Annotated in this window: 17 protein-coding genes; 7 read left to right on the forward strand and 10 right to left on the reverse strand. The window is 46.6% G+C overall.

The window, feature by feature from the left end; translation table 11 throughout:
* Positions 1–65: 65 nt before the first annotated feature.
* Positions 66–944, reverse strand: coding sequence for a LysR family transcriptional regulator (locus tag SB724_RS06775; RefSeq protein ID WP_410570564.1), 879 nt, complete (start codon positions 942–944; stop codon positions 66–68).
* A gap of 138 nt (positions 945–1,082) precedes the next feature.
* On the opposite strand from SB724_RS06775, the gene SB724_RS06780 reads away from it, so the two are divergent.
* The 3 genes from SB724_RS06780 (at position 1,083) to SB724_RS06790 (ending at position 3,374) form a co-directional block, all read left to right on the forward strand.
* Positions 1,083–1,412, forward strand: coding sequence for a GlpM family protein (locus SB724_RS06780; protein WP_410570566.1), 330 nt, complete (start codon positions 1,083–1,085; stop codon positions 1,410–1,412).
* A gap of 58 nt (positions 1,413–1,470) precedes the next feature.
* Complete coding sequence (namA, locus tag SB724_RS06785; protein ID WP_410570568.1) at positions 1,471–2,487, forward strand: NADPH dehydrogenase NamA; 1,017 nt, start codon at positions 1,471–1,473, stop codon at positions 2,485–2,487.
* Between the two features lie 113 nt (positions 2,488–2,600).
* Entirely contained in the window at positions 2,601–3,374 is a 774-nt protein-coding gene (locus SB724_RS06790; RefSeq protein ID WP_038459097.1) for an alpha/beta fold hydrolase, read from the forward strand.
* Between the two features lie 49 nt (positions 3,375–3,423).
* Here SB724_RS06790 and rpmG read toward each other — a convergent pair whose 3' ends face one another.
* Both rpmG and rnz read right to left on the reverse strand, forming a co-directional pair.
* The gene (rpmG, locus tag SB724_RS06795) at positions 3,424–3,573 is read right to left on the reverse strand and encodes a 50S ribosomal protein L33 (protein WP_003153246.1); all 150 of its coding nucleotides are present in this window, start codon (positions 3,571–3,573) and stop codon (positions 3,424–3,426) included.
* A 78-nt stretch (positions 3,574–3,651) separates the two neighbouring features.
* On the reverse strand, positions 3,652–4,578 hold the full coding sequence (rnz, locus tag SB724_RS06800) for a ribonuclease Z (RefSeq protein ID WP_410570570.1): 927 nt from the start codon (positions 4,576–4,578) through the stop codon (positions 3,652–3,654).
* A gap of 208 nt (positions 4,579–4,786) precedes the next feature.
* Here rnz and zwf point away from each other — a divergent pair, with 208 nt between their 5' ends.
* On the forward strand, positions 4,787–6,256 hold the full coding sequence (zwf, locus tag SB724_RS06805) for a glucose-6-phosphate dehydrogenase (protein ID WP_045208191.1): 1,470 nt from the start codon (positions 4,787–4,789) through the stop codon (positions 6,254–6,256).
* 91 nt (positions 6,257–6,347) lie between these two features.
* Here the strand turns inward: zwf and gndA are convergent, their stop codons facing one another.
* Positions 6,348–7,757 carry an NADP-dependent phosphogluconate dehydrogenase gene (gndA, locus tag SB724_RS06810; protein WP_410570573.1) on the reverse strand — a complete coding sequence of 470 codons (1,410 nt, stop codon included), beginning with the start codon at positions 7,755–7,757 and terminating at the stop codon, positions 6,348–6,350.
* 108 nt (positions 7,758–7,865) lie between these two features.
* Entirely contained in the window at positions 7,866–9,110 is a 1,245-nt protein-coding gene (locus SB724_RS06815; protein WP_410570575.1) for a DNA polymerase IV, read from the reverse strand.
* A 75-nt stretch (positions 9,111–9,185) separates the two neighbouring features.
* Here SB724_RS06815 and SB724_RS06820 point away from each other — a divergent pair, with 75 nt between their 5' ends.
* Complete coding sequence (locus tag SB724_RS06820; protein ID WP_003153239.1) at positions 9,186–9,467, forward strand: hypothetical protein; 282 nt, start codon at positions 9,186–9,188, stop codon at positions 9,465–9,467.
* Positions 9,468–9,499: 32 nt separating this feature from the next.
* Positions 9,500–10,336, forward strand: coding sequence for a membrane protein insertase YidC (locus SB724_RS06825; protein WP_038459107.1), 837 nt, complete (start codon positions 9,500–9,502; stop codon positions 10,334–10,336).
* 114 nt (positions 10,337–10,450) lie between these two features.
* Here the strand turns inward: SB724_RS06825 and SB724_RS06830 are convergent, their stop codons facing one another.
* The 3 genes from SB724_RS06830 to mce are packed head-to-tail and all read right to left on the reverse strand — an operon-like array spanning position 10,451 to position 13,521.
* On the reverse strand, positions 10,451–11,566 hold the full coding sequence (locus tag SB724_RS06830; RefSeq protein ID WP_003153237.1) for a tripeptidase T: 1,116 nt from the start codon (positions 11,564–11,566) through the stop codon (positions 10,451–10,453).
* 16 nt (positions 11,567–11,582) lie between these two features.
* The gene (locus SB724_RS06835; RefSeq protein ID WP_410570578.1) at positions 11,583–13,106 is read right to left on the reverse strand and encodes an acyl-CoA carboxylase subunit beta; all 1,524 of its coding nucleotides are present in this window, start codon (positions 13,104–13,106) and stop codon (positions 11,583–11,585) included.
* Positions 13,093–13,521, reverse strand: coding sequence for a methylmalonyl-CoA epimerase (mce, locus tag SB724_RS06840; RefSeq protein ID WP_015240172.1), 429 nt, complete (start codon positions 13,519–13,521; stop codon positions 13,093–13,095). Before mce ends, SB724_RS06835 begins: the two co-directional genes overlap by 14 nt.
* A 93-nt stretch (positions 13,522–13,614) precedes the next feature.
* Between mce and prli42 the strand changes: the two genes are divergently transcribed.
* On the forward strand, positions 13,615–13,710 hold the full coding sequence (gene prli42, locus SB724_RS06845; protein WP_007408390.1) for a stressosome-associated protein Prli42: 96 nt from the start codon (positions 13,615–13,617) through the stop codon (positions 13,708–13,710).
* 13 nt (positions 13,711–13,723) lie between these two features.
* Here the strand turns inward: prli42 and SB724_RS06850 are convergent, their stop codons facing one another.
* Positions 13,724–14,254, reverse strand: a complete 531-nt coding sequence (locus SB724_RS06850; protein ID WP_014418329.1) for a L,D-transpeptidase — start codon at positions 14,252–14,254, stop codon at positions 13,724–13,726.
* 69 nt (positions 14,255–14,323) lie between these two features.
* Positions 14,324–15,277, reverse strand: coding sequence for an aromatic acid exporter family protein (locus SB724_RS06855; protein WP_007408388.1), 954 nt, complete (start codon positions 15,275–15,277; stop codon positions 14,324–14,326).
* Between the last annotated feature and the right edge of the window lie 59 nt (positions 15,278–15,336).

A 15,336-nucleotide genomic window follows, 5' to 3' on the forward strand; every position in this document is an offset into this window, starting at 1 on the left:
GAATCGGTGACATATTTTATGCTGGTCTATTATCCTGAACCGGCTTAAACGCACATCAGGCTTCTTCAGACAGAAGCCTGATGGACCGCAACCCATTCTTGTATGCATTGAATCAGTTTCTGGACAGAAGGTGTCTGCGTCTCCTTTGCATGATCTGTCAAAATGCCGAGCTGCCTGGAGACATACCGGTCGAACCGTTTGATGAGCACATCACAATCATTCACCAAAAGCTGCGGCAAGATGCTGATCCCCAGATTGTTCCGCACCATTGCAATAATCGCTTCATCCCCTCTGATTTGATAAGCGACCCGCGGCGTAATCTTTTCTTCCTTCAGCACTTTCAGCACATCAAAATGTGTCTCCGGATAAGGCACGATACATTTGACGGACTCCATGACATGTAACGGAACCGTTTCACATTGCGCCAATTCATGCTGCGGGCTCATCACCGCTACAATCGGATCCTCGGCCAACGGGTAAAAATGCCACTTCTCGCTGTGGGATGTCCCGATCGCCGCATCAATCCGGTCATCTTTCAGCCATTCTTCCAGTTCAGTAGAATTTCCTTCAAACAAATGCACCTTAATAGAAGGATACAGCTCATTAAATTCCCTCAAAATTTTCGGCAGCCATTTTACCGCCACGCTCGTAACAGTGCCGAGCCGGACTTCCCCTCTTTCTAACCCATTAATATTATCAACGGTTTCAGACAGTTTTTCATAGTTTTTTTGAATTTCCTTCATAATATGTAACACTTTCAAGCCATTTGCGGTGGGCCTCACTCCATGCCGCTGTCTGATCAAAAGCGGAAAACCGTACTCTTCCTCTAATTTACTGATCATTTGGCTGATGTTCGGCTGTGTGTAATTCAATATGGCAGCGGCTTGGGTCAGACTGCCGCTTTCAACCGTTTTAATAAAGGCTAAATGCTTCTTTAAATCCAACCGGCTTCATCTCCCAGATATCATTCTTTATTATCCAATGCATTAGTTATATTTAGTTTACTTATACATCAATCAAAAATAAAATGGCAATGTCTCCATCATTATACTTGATAACAAACAGAAGGTGAGCGTTTCAGCATGAGTTTTCTCATTCAATTTTTTATCGGCGGCACCATTATGGTGGCCGCCGCGTATTTAAGCAAGTCGAAATACTTATTTTTATCAGGCGTTATCACATTGCTGCCGATCATGACGCTACTGAATATTCACTTGCAGCTGAAAAATATGAGCCCTGACGATTTCAGAGCCGCTCAAAAAAACGGAATATTCGGTGCCTTCGGCGCAGTGATCTTCATCAGCAGTATTTTCATCCTGACAAACTGGTTCAAAGGTGGCCACGCTGTGTATAAAAAAATGCCCTTCCAGAACAATAATAACAATGCGCCCAGTCGTGAGCAGTTTATATGACTGAATGATCATGAATTGTTATAATCAATGTCTAAAAACATTCCGGGAGGCGAAATAAATGGCCAGAAAATTATTCACACCATGGACCGTTAAAGATGTAACGATCAAAAACCGTATTGTTATGGCACCGATGTGCATGTATTCCTCACATGAGAAGGACGGAAAACTGCAGCCTTTTCATATGGCGCACTATATATCGCGTGCAATCGGCCAGGTCGGCCTGATTATCGTTGAAGCGACAGCCGTTAATCCGCAGGGGCGCATTTCCGATCAGGATTTAGGCATTTGGAGCGATGATCATATCGAAGGTTTTGCCAAACTGACGGAACAAGTGAAAGCGCAAGGATCTAAAATCGGCATTCAGCTTGCGCACGCCGGACGTAAAGCTGAGCTTGAGGGAGACATTTACGCTCCGTCAGCTATTCCGTTCGACGAGCAGTCCAAAACACCGGCTGAAATGACGACAGAACAAATTAAAGAAACCATTCAGGAATTCAAACAAGCAGCGGCGCGAGCGAAAGAAGCCGGCTTTGACATTATTGAACTTCATGCCGCACACGGCTACTTAATGCACGAATTTTTGTCCCCTCTGTCCAATCACCGTACAGACGAATACGGAGACTCACATGAAAATCGCTACCGCTTCTTAGGCGAGACCATTGAAGCCGTCAAGGAAGTCTGGGACGGCCCGTTATTTGTCCGTATTTCTGCATCGGATTATACAGACAAAGGGCTGGACATTGCGGATCATATCGGTTTTGCGAAGTGGATGAAAGAACAGGGAGTCGACCTCATTGATTGCAGCTCAGGCGCACTCGTTCAAGCTGATATTAACGTCTTCCCAGGCTACCAAGTGAGCTTCGCGGAGAAAATCCGTGAACAGGCCGAAATCGCAACAGGCGCCGTCGGTTTGATAACGACGGGAACAATGGCGGAAGAAATTCTGCAAAACAAACGCGCTGACCTTATTTTTGTCGCAAGAGAACTTCTGCGCGATCCGCATTTTGCAAGGAGTGCAGCGAAGCAGCTGAATACTGAAATACCGTCACCGGTTCAATACGACAGAGCATGGTGATGAAGTGACAGCCGGAGTTTTTCGATCCGGCTGTCTCTTTTTTTATTTTTTGAGAAACGATTGCCGAAGCTTCTCCGTCTTCCCTATAGAACCAATTAGAGGGGATGACTCCAATGAAAGCAGCATGGATGGAAAGGACATATCTGATTGACGGGTGTCCGTTTTATACGAAACACCGTAAAGGCGCCGGCGAAGTGACGATCGTCTTTGAAGCCGGCTACGGCACTTCTTCTGAAACATGGACATCATTACTCGCTGACATAGATGAAGAATTTGGGGTTTTCACATATGACAGAGCCGGAATCGGCAAAAGCGGACAAAGCCGAAACAAGAGAACGGCGGACCACATGGTACAGGAATTAAACACTCTTCTTCTGAAGGCCGGCGTCAAGCCTCCTTATCTTGTCGTCTCGCATTCATACGGCGCGATTATCAGCAGACTTTGGGCGAGCCGGAACCGCCGGGATATTCTCGGGATGGTGATGCTTGATCCGGTTTCTGAGGATCAGGAGACGAAAGTGCTTCCGCTTCTTCCCGAAGAAATGAAAGCCGCCTATTTGAAACAGTTCATATTGGAAGGATCACACGCGGAATTTTTGACGAGCCTTCGTCAGATCAAGCATCAGCAGATTCATTTCGGCGATATGCCGCTGTTGATTTTATCATCGGGAGAGCGGGATGAGCGCTTAAAGCACGCTCATGAACAATGGGTGAAACTGCACAGAAGCATGCTTGATGTCTCTTATCAAAGCGGATGGATTCAGGCCAAAAACAGTTCTCATGCCATTCACCACGATGAACCGCACATCGTCCACCTTGCCATTTATGATGTTTGGTGCGCGGTGCGCCAGCAAATGAATGCTCCTGCCTATCAGGCGGTAAACTGATAAAACAAAAGCCATTGTGCAACGGCACAATGGCTTTTGTTATCGTGATCTATTTTGTCTCACGATGCAACGTATACTTTTTCAACCGGGGGGAATACTTTTTCATTTCTAACCGGTCAGGATTCGTCCGTTTGTTCTTCGTCGTAATATAATTTCTGTCCCCTGTCTCTGTACAGGCCAATGTAACATTTACACGCATCATTTTCACCCCTTATATAAATCGTAATTATTACGTTTTATTATATCTCACCAAAAAAAAATGTCAAGCGTCCATTTTTTAAGACCGCTCCACAGTGACCTCCATGAAGTCAAATGCGATCTTACTGTTTTCAAACACCGCTTTCGCCTCATGTTCGAGACGCTCTATCGGTGATTCCCCCTGATACCTTGCGCTGATATGAGTTAAGATCAGCTGTTTGGCGCCTGCTTTTTTTGCCGTTTGCGCAGCCTGTTCTGTCGTCGCGTGATAATAATTATGTGCGAGCTTTGCATCTTCCTTGGCAAACGTCGCTTCATGAACAAGCACATCCGCATTGCGCGCCAGCTCCGTTACCCGCTCTGATGCCCTCGTATCCCCGGAAAAAGCGACGACTCTCCCTTTTTTCGGGGGTTCCAAAAAATCCCGACCGTTAATGATTCTGCCATCATCAAGTGTGACCGTTTCGCCTTTTTTGATTTTCTGATAGACGGGTCCGGGCGGGATATTCCTTTCTTTTAATCTGCCGGCCTGCAATGCGCCGGGAATATCCTTTTCCTGAACCCGGTAGCCGAACGCTTCCACGCCGTGAATGACGGATGCTGCGGTAACAATGAATTGCTCATCTTCAAAAACCGTCCCCTCTTCGATTTCATGTACGGTAAGAGGATACGTCAGATGAGTCGCCGTCACGTTCAGGCTTGTTTCGATAAAGGCTTTAATGCCTTTTGGCCCGTAAATCGTCAGCTCTTCTTCACCGCCCTGAAATGAACGGCTCCCCAACAGACCCGGAAGACCGTAAACATGGTCGCCGTGAAGGTGGGTGATGAAAATCTTCTCAATTTTCCTCGGTTTGATTGTTGTATGTAATATCTGATGCTGAGTGGCTTCTCCGCAATCAAACAGCCATACGGAACGCCTTTCTTCAAGAAGCTTCAGCGCGACGGACGTTACGTTTCTCGTCTTTGCCGGCATGCCGGCCCCCGTCCCTAAAAATAATAATTCCACAATGCTTCCTCCTAGATCTTTGTACTACTAAGGATACAGGATCAGGCTGAAAATGTGAATTCACCCGGGCCTTCTCCGGCCTGATTAATTTTTTTCCGCAAACCGCAAAAAACAGGCTGAAATGTTTGCTTTCAACGAATTTTAGATTTAAAATGAAGGAAATATGCGGGGTTTTAAACCATGCTTCAGATAAAGTGAGGTACTCTAAGTGAAAACAAACGACAAACCAAAAGCAGTAATTGTAATATTTGGTGCCACAGGGGATTTGGCAAAACGAAAACTTTACCCATCCATTCACCGTTTATATAAAAATGGTCAAATTGGTGAAGAGTTTGCAGTTGTAGGTGTTGGAAGAAGACCTTGGTCAAACGAGGACCTCCGGGAAACCGTTAAAACGTCTGTTTCTTCTGCCGGGCAAAAAGACATAGACGATTTCACATCTCATTTTTATTACCATCCGTTTGATGTAACGAATCCGGGTTCCTATCAGGAGCTGAATGTCCTGCTTGATCAGCTTGAACATACATATGAAATCCCGAACAACAGAATGTTTTACTTGGCGATGGCCCCTGAGTTTTTCGGCACTATCGCAAAATCACTTAAAAACGAAGGTGTCACAGCGACAAATGGCTGGTCCCGTCTCGTCATTGAAAAACCGTTCGGCCATGATCTGCCGAGTGCGAAAGAGCTTAACAAAGAAATACGCGAAGCTTTCACGGAAGATCAAATTTACCGGATCGACCATTACTTAGGCAAACAAATGGTTCAAAATATCGAAGTCATCCGGTTTGCGAATGCACTGTTTGAGCCGCTGTGGAATAACCGCTACATCTCAAACATCCAGATTACGTCAAGTGAGGATCTCGGCGTTGAGGATCGCGCGAGATATTACGAGAAATCAGGCGCACTCCGTGATATGGTTCAAAACCATATTTTACAAATGGTCGCTCTCTTGGCGATGGAACCGCCGATTAAACTGAACACGGAAGAAATCCGCAGCGAAAAAGTGAAGGTGCTGAGGGCTCTCCGTCCTGTCGCTCCAAACGAAGTGAGCGACTACTTCGTCCGCGGACAATACCAAGCGGGAACGATTGACGGAAACGCTGTACCAAGCTATACAGATGAGCAAAATGTAGCACCGGATTCCAATACGGAAACATTCGTGTCCGGAAAGCTGTTAATCGATAACTTCCGCTGGGCCGGCGTTCCGTTTTATATCCGCACAGGGAAACGGATGAAAGAAAAATCAACGAAAATCGTCGTTCAATTTAAAGACATTCCGATGAACCTTTATTACGGCAATGAAACGAATGTAAATCCGAACCTGCTTGTCATCCATATTCAGCCGGATGAAGGCATCACTTTATATCTGAACGCTAAAAAATTAGGCGGAGCCGCTCATGCTCAGCCGATTAAGCTGGATTACTGCAGCAACTGCAGTGATGAAATGAACACACCGGAAGCCTATGAAAAATTAATCCATGACTGTCTGCTCGGTGATGCGACAAACTTTGCCCATTGGGACGAAGTGGCGCTTTCATGGAATTTCGTCGATGCGATTTCCGAAACGTGGGCAGCCGACAAAACCCTTTCTCCGAATTATGAAGCCGGGTCAATGGGACCGAAAGCTTCGGACGATCTTCTTGAAAAAGACGGTCTCCACTGGTGGAATATATAAGAAAACATCAAAAAACCGCGGCGCCGTTCATGGACGGCCCGCGGTTTTTAATATCAGAAAAGCCCCCGCAATAACTGCGGGGGCTTCTTCATTACTTCATCCATTCAGTATGGAAAATGCCTTCTTTATCTGTGCGTTCATACGTATGCGCGCCGAAGTAATCACGCTGCGCTTGAATCAAGTTTGCAGGAAGCACTGCCGTACGGTAGCTGTCGTAATACGCAAGTGCGCTTGAGAACGAAGGTACCGGCACGCCTTGGGCTACGGCAAGTGAAATCACTTGGCGAAGGGCGCCTTGGTAGCTTTCTGCAATGTTTTTGAAGTAGCTGTCTAACAGCAGGTTGTCAAGCTCCGGTTCACGGTCATATGCGTCTTTGATCTTTTGCAGGAACGCCGCGCGGATGATACAGCCGCCGCGGAAGATCATCGCGATTTCACCGTATTTCAGATCCCAGTTATATTCTTCAGACGCGGCTTTCATTTGGGCGAAGCCTTGTGCGTAAGAACAGATTTTACTCATGAAGAGCGCTTTTCTGACCGCTTCAATCAGCTCTTCTTTATTTTCAGTGACCGGCTTAACGTCTGGCCCGGACAGAAGGCTGCTTGCTTTCACACGCTCTTCTTTCATTGCGGAAATGAAACGCGCAAAAACAGATTCAGTGATAATCGGAAGCGGCACGCCTAAGTCAAGAGCACTTTGGCTTGTCCATTTACCCGTTCCTTTTTGGCCTGCTTTATCAAGGATGACGTCAACAAGCGGTTTGCCCGTTTCTTCATCTTTTTTAGTGAAAATGTCAGCCGTGATTTCGATCAGATAGCTGTCAAGCTCTCCTTTGTTCCACTCAGCGAATACTTCGTGAAGCTCTTCGGCAGACAATCCGAGCACCTGTTTCAAAATGAAATATGACTCAGAGATCAGCTGCATGTCACCGTATTCGATACCGTTGTGCACCATTTTTACATAGTGCCCCGCTCCGTCCGGGCCGATGTATGTCGTACAAGCTTCTCCGTCCACTTTAGCAGAAATGGCTTCTAGAATCGGTTTCACGAGTTTGTGCGCTTCCTTTTGGCCGCCCGGCATAATAGAAGGCCCTTTCAGCGCTCCCTCTTCACCGCCTGATACACCCGTTCCGATAAAGTGAATGCCGCTTTCGGCAAGCTCTTTGTTCCGGCGCTGCGTATCTTTATAGTATGTATTTCCGCCGTCAATCAAAATATCGTCTTTTTCCAGATGAGGAAGAAGAGATTGAATCGTCGCATCCGTTGCAGTTCCCGCTTTAACCATTAATAAAATTTTACGGGGTGTTTCAAGAGACTGGACAAACTCCTCAATGCTGTATGTACCGACAACATTTTTGCCTTTTGCCTCTTCTAAAAACTCTTCCGTTTTGCTGCTTGATCTGTTGTATACAGACACAGAAAATCCCCGGCTTTCGATGTTAAGAGCCAGATTTTTACCCATTACCGCAAGACCGATAACTCCGATTTGTTGTTTTGACATATTCTAACGTCCCTTCTTCAAACGTTTAACCATTTTAAAATTTAAATTAAAATAAAATGATATTTATACTAAAGAAATTATCATACATAATCCCTTTTTTCAAGTTATTCACCTTTTCTTTTCATCCTGGAAAAAGTCTCTGTTAAAGCTCGTTCCCCTTGTTTTGCTTTCTTCTTTTTTTATAACGGCGCCTTTTCTGATCAGGTTTTGGCCGTACTTTTCATTCAGCTCGTTCATCATCTGAAAAATCGGCTCATCCTTTGCGTCCTCCTTGAATGAAAACAGATCAAGCTGTTTATACGCCTGCTGTTTTTCAACCAGTTCCGTCCCGGTGATGCCGAGAAGCCTTACCGGGTTTTGGTTCCAGTGCTTGTCAAACAGTTCCATCGCCGCTTCCATGATGTCTTTTTTCTGATCAGCCGGATTGCTGAGGATCATGCTTCTTGTGACTGTTTTCCAATCCGCATACCGAATCATGATGAACAGCCGGCAGGCCATGACCTCCTTACGCTGGAGCCGTTCGCTCACAGACAGCGCGAGCCGGTCAAACACGCCCGTTAATTCATCCCAGTCAGCCGAATCATGCGACAGGGTGGATGAGTTGCCGACGCTTTTAAATTCATAAATCCGCTCGGGATTGACTTCTGCAGGATGGATGCCGTTCGCTTTATCCTTCAGCCTCGGGCCGTTTATGCCGAGAAGCGTTTTCAGCGCATGTTCATCTCCTTTTGCCAAATCACCGATCGTTTTGATGCCGAGCGTTTTTATTTTTTCCGCAGTTTTCGTTCCTATACCGTGCATCTCTTCAATCGGAAGAGGCCATAAGACATCCGGCAGCTCTCTTTTTCTTAAAATGGTGATGCCGAGCGGTTTTTTCATGTCAGACGCCATTTTGGCGAGAAATTTATTCGGGGCGATGCCGATGCTTGACGGAAGCAAAAGCTCTTTTTGCAGTCTCGCCTGAATGTCTTCGGCTGTCTCATACGCCCTGTGTCTGTGCGGTGTGTCCGTAATATCCATGTATCCTTCATCAATAGAAACAGGCTCGACTAAATCCGTATACTCCCTCAGAATGCTGAACATTTCTTTTGATGAACTCCGGTAGCGGTCAAAATTCGGAGGCACGACGATGAGTTCCGGACAGAGGCGTTTTGCCCGCCACACCGGCATGGTGGTCTTTACGCCCCGCGCTCTCGCTTCGTAGCTGCAGGTGACGATGATTCCTTTCCGTTCCTTCACGTTTCCGGCAACGGCGATAGGTTTTCCTCTTAAAGACGGATCATACGCCATTTCTACGGAGGCATAAAAACTGTTCATATCGATATGAAATATAATTCTCCCTTTTCCGGCCACTCCCGGCGCCTCCTTTCCTTTCATAGACAACCTTATATATATGTAGTAAAATAAGAGCTGAATGGATGTGATAAAATGATTCTTGAGTCAATGAATGACTTTTTATTTTTAGTCGATTTTTTCACAATTATTCTTCCCGCTCTGACCGCGATCGGCATCGCTTTTCTTTTGCGTGAGCGCCGCGCAGGCGAGCATTGGAGAACGAAACGAATAGATGAACATCAAGCAGTCGTTCAGCTGAACCGAACAGACTTTCTTATTATTATATATCATCGCATTACAACTTGGATACGTAAAGTCATCCGCATGAATTCACCGGCGAATGATGATGAAGATGTCAGCTTCCTCCTTTTATAACGGCAAGTGAAGATAAAAAGGAGGAGACATAATTGTCTAAAACATATCAAAAATGGATCGCATTCGGATTGTTTTTTATCGTACTGTGCACAGGCCGCTCGGCTTTTGCGGCGACATCTCAGACTCAGACGGGAGGCCTCGGGAATATCGGTTTTTTCCACGATTACCTGATCGAGCCGTTTTCGGCACTTTTAAAAGGTGTGGCGGGCCTGTTCCACGGTGAGTACGGACTGTCGATTATTCTGGTGACGATTATCGTCCGGATCGTTGTATTGCCTTTGTTTGTGAACCAATTTAAGAAACAGCGGGTGTTTCAGGAAAAAATGGCTGTGATCAAACCGCAGGTCGACAGCATTCAGGCTAAAATAAAACAAACGAAAGATGCGGAAAAACAAAAAGAACTGCAAATGGAAATGATGAAGCTTTACCGTGAGCACAATCTGAATCCGATGGCAATGGGATGTCTTCCGATGCTGGTGCAATTCCCGATTTTGATCGGTTTTTATTACGCCATCCGCTCAACGCCGGAAATCGCTTCACACTCATTTCTGTGGTTCAGCTTAGGGCATTCTGATATTCTTGTATCACTGTGCGCGGGGGCCATGTATTTCTTACAGGCTTATATTTCCCAAAAATTAAACGAGAAATATTCACCGGCTGCTCAAAATCCGGCCGCGATGCAGTCAGCAAAAATCATGGTCTTTATTTTCCCTGTCATGATGACCATTTTTTCACTTAACGTACCGGCTGCGCTGCCGCTTTACTGGTTTACAAGCGGACTGTTTTTGACAGTGCAGAATGTACTTTTACAGCAGACGCATCATAAAAAGAAACAAGCTGCGGCTCAGGCGGAGCCCGCCAAATCATAATACTGAAACCCTGCCGGAACCTATCCGGCAGGGTTTTTTTCTTGTATCTGCAAAGGTTTAAGCCAATTATCATGAAGAATGAAAAAAGCACCCATTCAACTGGGTGCTTCGTTTTTAGTTGGCCGCTGTTTCGATAATGGCAACGACCATTTCCGCCGTTTTGACGAGCTCTTCAATCGGCATTTTTTCATTTTTCGTATGGATTTGTTCATAGCCTACTGACAGGTTGACTGTCGGAATGCCGTGGCCGGCAATGACGTTTGCGTCACTTCCGCCGCCGCTTGTCTGAAGTTCGCTCGGCCGGCCGATTTTTGCCGCCGCTTTTTTCGCGACTTCCACAACCTGATCGCCGTCCTGATATTTGAAACCCGGATACATGACCGCGATGTCCACTTCCGCGCGGCCTCCCATCTCAGCTGCAGCAGATTCGAAAGCTTCTTTCATTTTCTGCACTTGCGCTTCCATTTTTTCAGGCACTAATGAACGCGCTTCAGCCAGAATATCAACCTGGTCGCAGACGATATTGGTTTGCGTGCCGCCTTCGAAACGTCCGATATTAGCCGTTGTTTCTTTATCAATACGGCCAAGCGGCATTTTTGAGATAGCTTTTGACGCGATTGTAATCGCGGAGATGCCTTTTTCCGGTTCTACCCCCGCATGAGCCGTTTTCCCGAAAATGGTTGCTCTCACTTTCGCTTGTGTCGGCGCGGCTACAATAATGTTGCCGACTTTTCCGTCTGAATCAAGCGCAAAACCGTATTTCGCGGTAATGTCTGAACGATCCATTGCTTTTGCCCCGACTAATCCCGATTCTTCTCCGGCCGTGATAATGAATTCAATGGTGCCGTGCTCGATGTTTTGTTCTTTCAGCACTTTAATGGCTTCAAACATTGCGGCAAGACCCGTCTTATCATCAGCGCCGAGAATCGTCGTGCCGTCGGATTTTACATAGCCGTCTTCCACAATCGGCTTAACGCCTTTGCCCGGGACAACCGTGTCCATGTGCGATGTGAAATAAATCGTATCCGCATCTTTTGTGCCCTTTAACGTACAGATTAAGTTGCCGGCTCCATGCCCCGTCACTTCTTTTGTATCATCTTCTTTTACGCTCAATCCTAAATCAGTGAATTTTTGTTTGAGCACCTTGCTGATTTCCGCTTCATGTTTTGTCTCTGAATCAATTTGAACGAGTTCAAGAAATTCTTCAAGCAGACGTTTTTCGTTTACCATTTTCAGTTCCCTCCGTTTAAAGCGGTATATTACCGTGCTTTTTTTTTGGTCTTTCCTCTTCCTTATGCGCAAGCATGTCAAATGCCAGAATCAATTTTTTCCTCGAGTCTTCCGGCCGGATGATATCATCCACCATTCCGCAGGCCGCCGCTTTATACGGACCGGCGTTTTCCTTCTCGTATATGGCTTTTTTTTCGCGCTTCGTTTTCTCCGGGTCGTCAGAAGCCTGTATGTCTCTGCTGTATAAAATCGACGCCGCGCCTTCCGCTCCCATCACGGCGATTTCCGCATTGGGCCAGGCGAATACAAGATCTGCCCCGAGCCCTTTCGAATTCATGGCGACATAGGCGCCTCCGTAAGCTTTTCTGATGATGAGCGTCACTTTCGGCACCGTCGCTTCGGCAAAAGCATACAGCAATTTTGCTCCGTGACGGATGATTCCCGCATGCTCCTGCTGAAGGCCCGGGAGAAATCCCGGAACATCAGCGATCGTCAATAGCGGAATATGAAACGCGTCGCAAAAACGGATGAATCTCGACGCTTTGTCGGCGGCATCAATCGTGAGGCTCCCCGCCAAGTGTTTCGGCTGGTTTGCGACAACACCGACTGTACGCCGTCCGAGTTTCAGAAAACCGACAGCAATGTTTTTGGCAAAATACGGCTGAATGTCAAAAAACGTTCCGTCATCCGCCAGCTCTTTTATTACCTGTAACACATCGTAAGGTTTCGAACTGTCCGCGGGAACGAGGGTATTTAATAACGGTCTGGCGTCTTCCTTTTTAACGGGCAATGCCGTCTGTCCGCCGTGCGGGAGATAAGAAAGCAGGGTTTTCACAGCGGAAAGAGCCTCTTTTTCCGTTCGTGCGGAATAGTGGGCATTTCCGCTTATCACATTATGTATTCCCGCACCGCCTAAACTTTCCGCGTCAATCTGTTCACCCGTAACCTGTTCAATGACTTTCGGGCCTGTAATAAACATGTGCGACGTATGTTCCGCCATAATCACAAAATCCGTCAATGCGGGTGAATAAACAGCACCGCCGGCACACGGTCCAAGGATGACAGAAATTTGCGGAATCACTCCCGAGTAAAGGACGTTGCGCCTAAAGATATGACCGTATCCATTTAATGATACCACACCCTCTTGAATTCTCGCACCACCTGAGTCGTTCAGCCCGATGATCGGAGTTTTATTTTTCGCCGCCAGATCCATTACCGCCGCGATTTTTTCCGCATGTGTCTCGCCGAGCGTCCCGCCGAGTACGGTAAAGTCATGGGCAAACAAATACACGGGCCGTCCGTCAATTGTGCCGTATCCGGTAACGACGCCGTCTCCCGGAGCATTCCGGCACCCGGGCATGCGGCTTTTGGCAAACGGCTGCAGCTCTGAAAAACTGTCTTCGTCCAATAAATAATCAATTCTTTCTCTTGCCGTCAGCTTGCCTTTTTTGTGCTGTTTTTCATTTTTTTCCGCTCCGCCGCCGTTTGTTAAAAAGGAACGTCTTTCGTTTAAGTGTCTGATATGATCACTCATGCTCATCTTGAGTTTCTCCTTTTTCAATTGTTTCACAAAGCTCAATCAGGACCCCGTTCGCCTCTTTTGGAGAGAGAAATGCGATCTTCTTCCCGCCCGCTCCGTTTTGCGGTTCATGATGGATCAAAGTCATGCGGCATGCTTCAAGCTCCTTGATCGTTTCCTTCATATCGGCGCAGCGGAATGCCAAATGATGCAGCCCTTCGCCTCTTTTCTGTAAAAAAGAGCTGACGGGAGACGCGTCCGACAGCGGCTCAATCAGCTCAAGCTTTGTGCCTCCCGCCTCTAAAAAAGCAACTCTCACATTTTGGCCGCTTACCAGCTCGTCTCCCATATACGTAAGCCCGAGCATCCGTTCGTAAAATCCTCTCGCAGCTTCAATAGAGCTGACGGCAATGCCGACATGATCAAGTTTTTTCATATCGCGGCCACCTGCTTTCCGCCATAGGATATGGCTTGTTCATACAAGCAAAACACGTTAAAATGATAGACAGTAATCTTAAGGAGTGAAACAATGTCTCAAAAATTTATGAAAAGCGCCGTCATCGTCATTTTAGGCGTATTTATACTTTCAACCCTCCTCTCAGGCATTATGATGTATTTGCGGTAAAAAAGCAGGCGCCTCATTGCAAGGGGGTTTCCTGCTTTTTTATGAGGGCTTTCCGCTCTATTGCAATGTCCTCGAATGAGCGGTTTTCTTTTGTAATCAATACTTTCGTTCCGGGAGGGATAATCCGGAAAATACGGATGACATCCCGGTTTTTCATACGGATGCAGCCGTTTGATACAAACCCCCCGATCAGCTCTTCTCTGTTTGTTCCGTGAATGCCGTATATCCTGCCGTCGGTTCCTTTCGCGTCAAAACCGATCCAGCGGACGCCGAGCGGGTTTTCCGGCGCGCCTCCTTTTACATTTTTCTTCCGGTAATACGGATTGACGGCTTTGACCGTTACCGTAAATTCTCCTTCAGGCGTCAAATCATCCGTTTTTCCCGTCGCCACCTGATAAATGCCTTCTATTCGGTTATCCTTCACAACAGCAAGCGCATTTGTGGCTTTATTGACGATAATATAAGGGTCACCCGGCAAAGGGTTTGCGCCAAGCGGCCAAAGCGGAGACAGCAGCAGGGCGGCTGACAATAAAAAAAATCGCATGGGCTCCCCTCCTTTTTTCATTAGAATGACCAATGAAAGGAGGACTCATGCGATTGATCCATATGTTTTTTACAGCTTGATGCCTTTGAAATAACTTTTAATCACGAGATATTGTTCCATCTCACCGAGGAGGTGGAACAAAGCCGCCCGCGCTTCAAACTCCTCGCGCGTTGCCGGGAGCGGCATTTCTTCAAATTCCGTTCTCATTTCTGCAAGTCTTTTTAAAAATTTATGAGCGGTATTGCCGGGATGAATGGCTTCCCTTAATTCATGGATGAAATGGGCGATTATTTTGCCCTGCTCCACCGTTATTGAAATAGAGGTAATCTTCGGCAGCAGCCGTTCAATGATTTCAAATTGTTTCTGTCTCATCTTAAAATAATGATAGTAAAGATTTTCATGGCGCAAAATATGATTCTGCACGTCCCGATAGGCGAGGTTTTTCGCCTCTTGAATCATCTGATGCGTCTCCGGTATTTCCTTCCCCGACCAATCTTGCTCCCCAGTTAACAAATACCGTTCGATTTCGGCGAAGATGACGGAAAAGTTGTCCTCAATTTTTTTCCGGTACGCCGCGAGTTTTCTGTCGAGGCTCGGCATATACAGATTCATTAACAGCGCGACGCCTATACCTACAGTGATCAGCTGGAACTCATTCCAGATAAACGCCATCGTAATGCCGCCGGACATATATAAATGAAGAATGATTACTGAGCTGGTGACAATCCCTTCGTTTATTTTTAAAACGACTGTAGTCGGAATGAACAGCACCAGCAATATTCCGATCGCAAACGGATAATAGCCAATCAGCCCGAAAAAGACATATGAGAAGACGATCGCCAATAAACAGGCGGCAAATCGGGCCCACGAGGCCTGAAGCGACCGCTTTTGCGTAATCTGGATGCACAATATGGTGATGATTCCTGCGGATGCGAAGTTTTGCAGATGCAACAGCTGGGCTAAATAAATGGCCAGCGCCGTTCCAAGTGCGGTCTTTAGTGTGCGGTAACCGATTTTAAACATTGCTTGCTCCATTCTGTTTGTTTCTTTCTCAAAAAAAAGAAGAAGAGCACCCTTCTTCT

The sequence above is a fragment of the Bacillus sp. SIMBA_031 genome (genome assembly GCF_046535225.1).
GTDB classification, from domain to species: Bacteria; Bacillota; Bacilli; order Bacillales; family Bacillaceae; genus Bacillus; species Bacillus velezensis.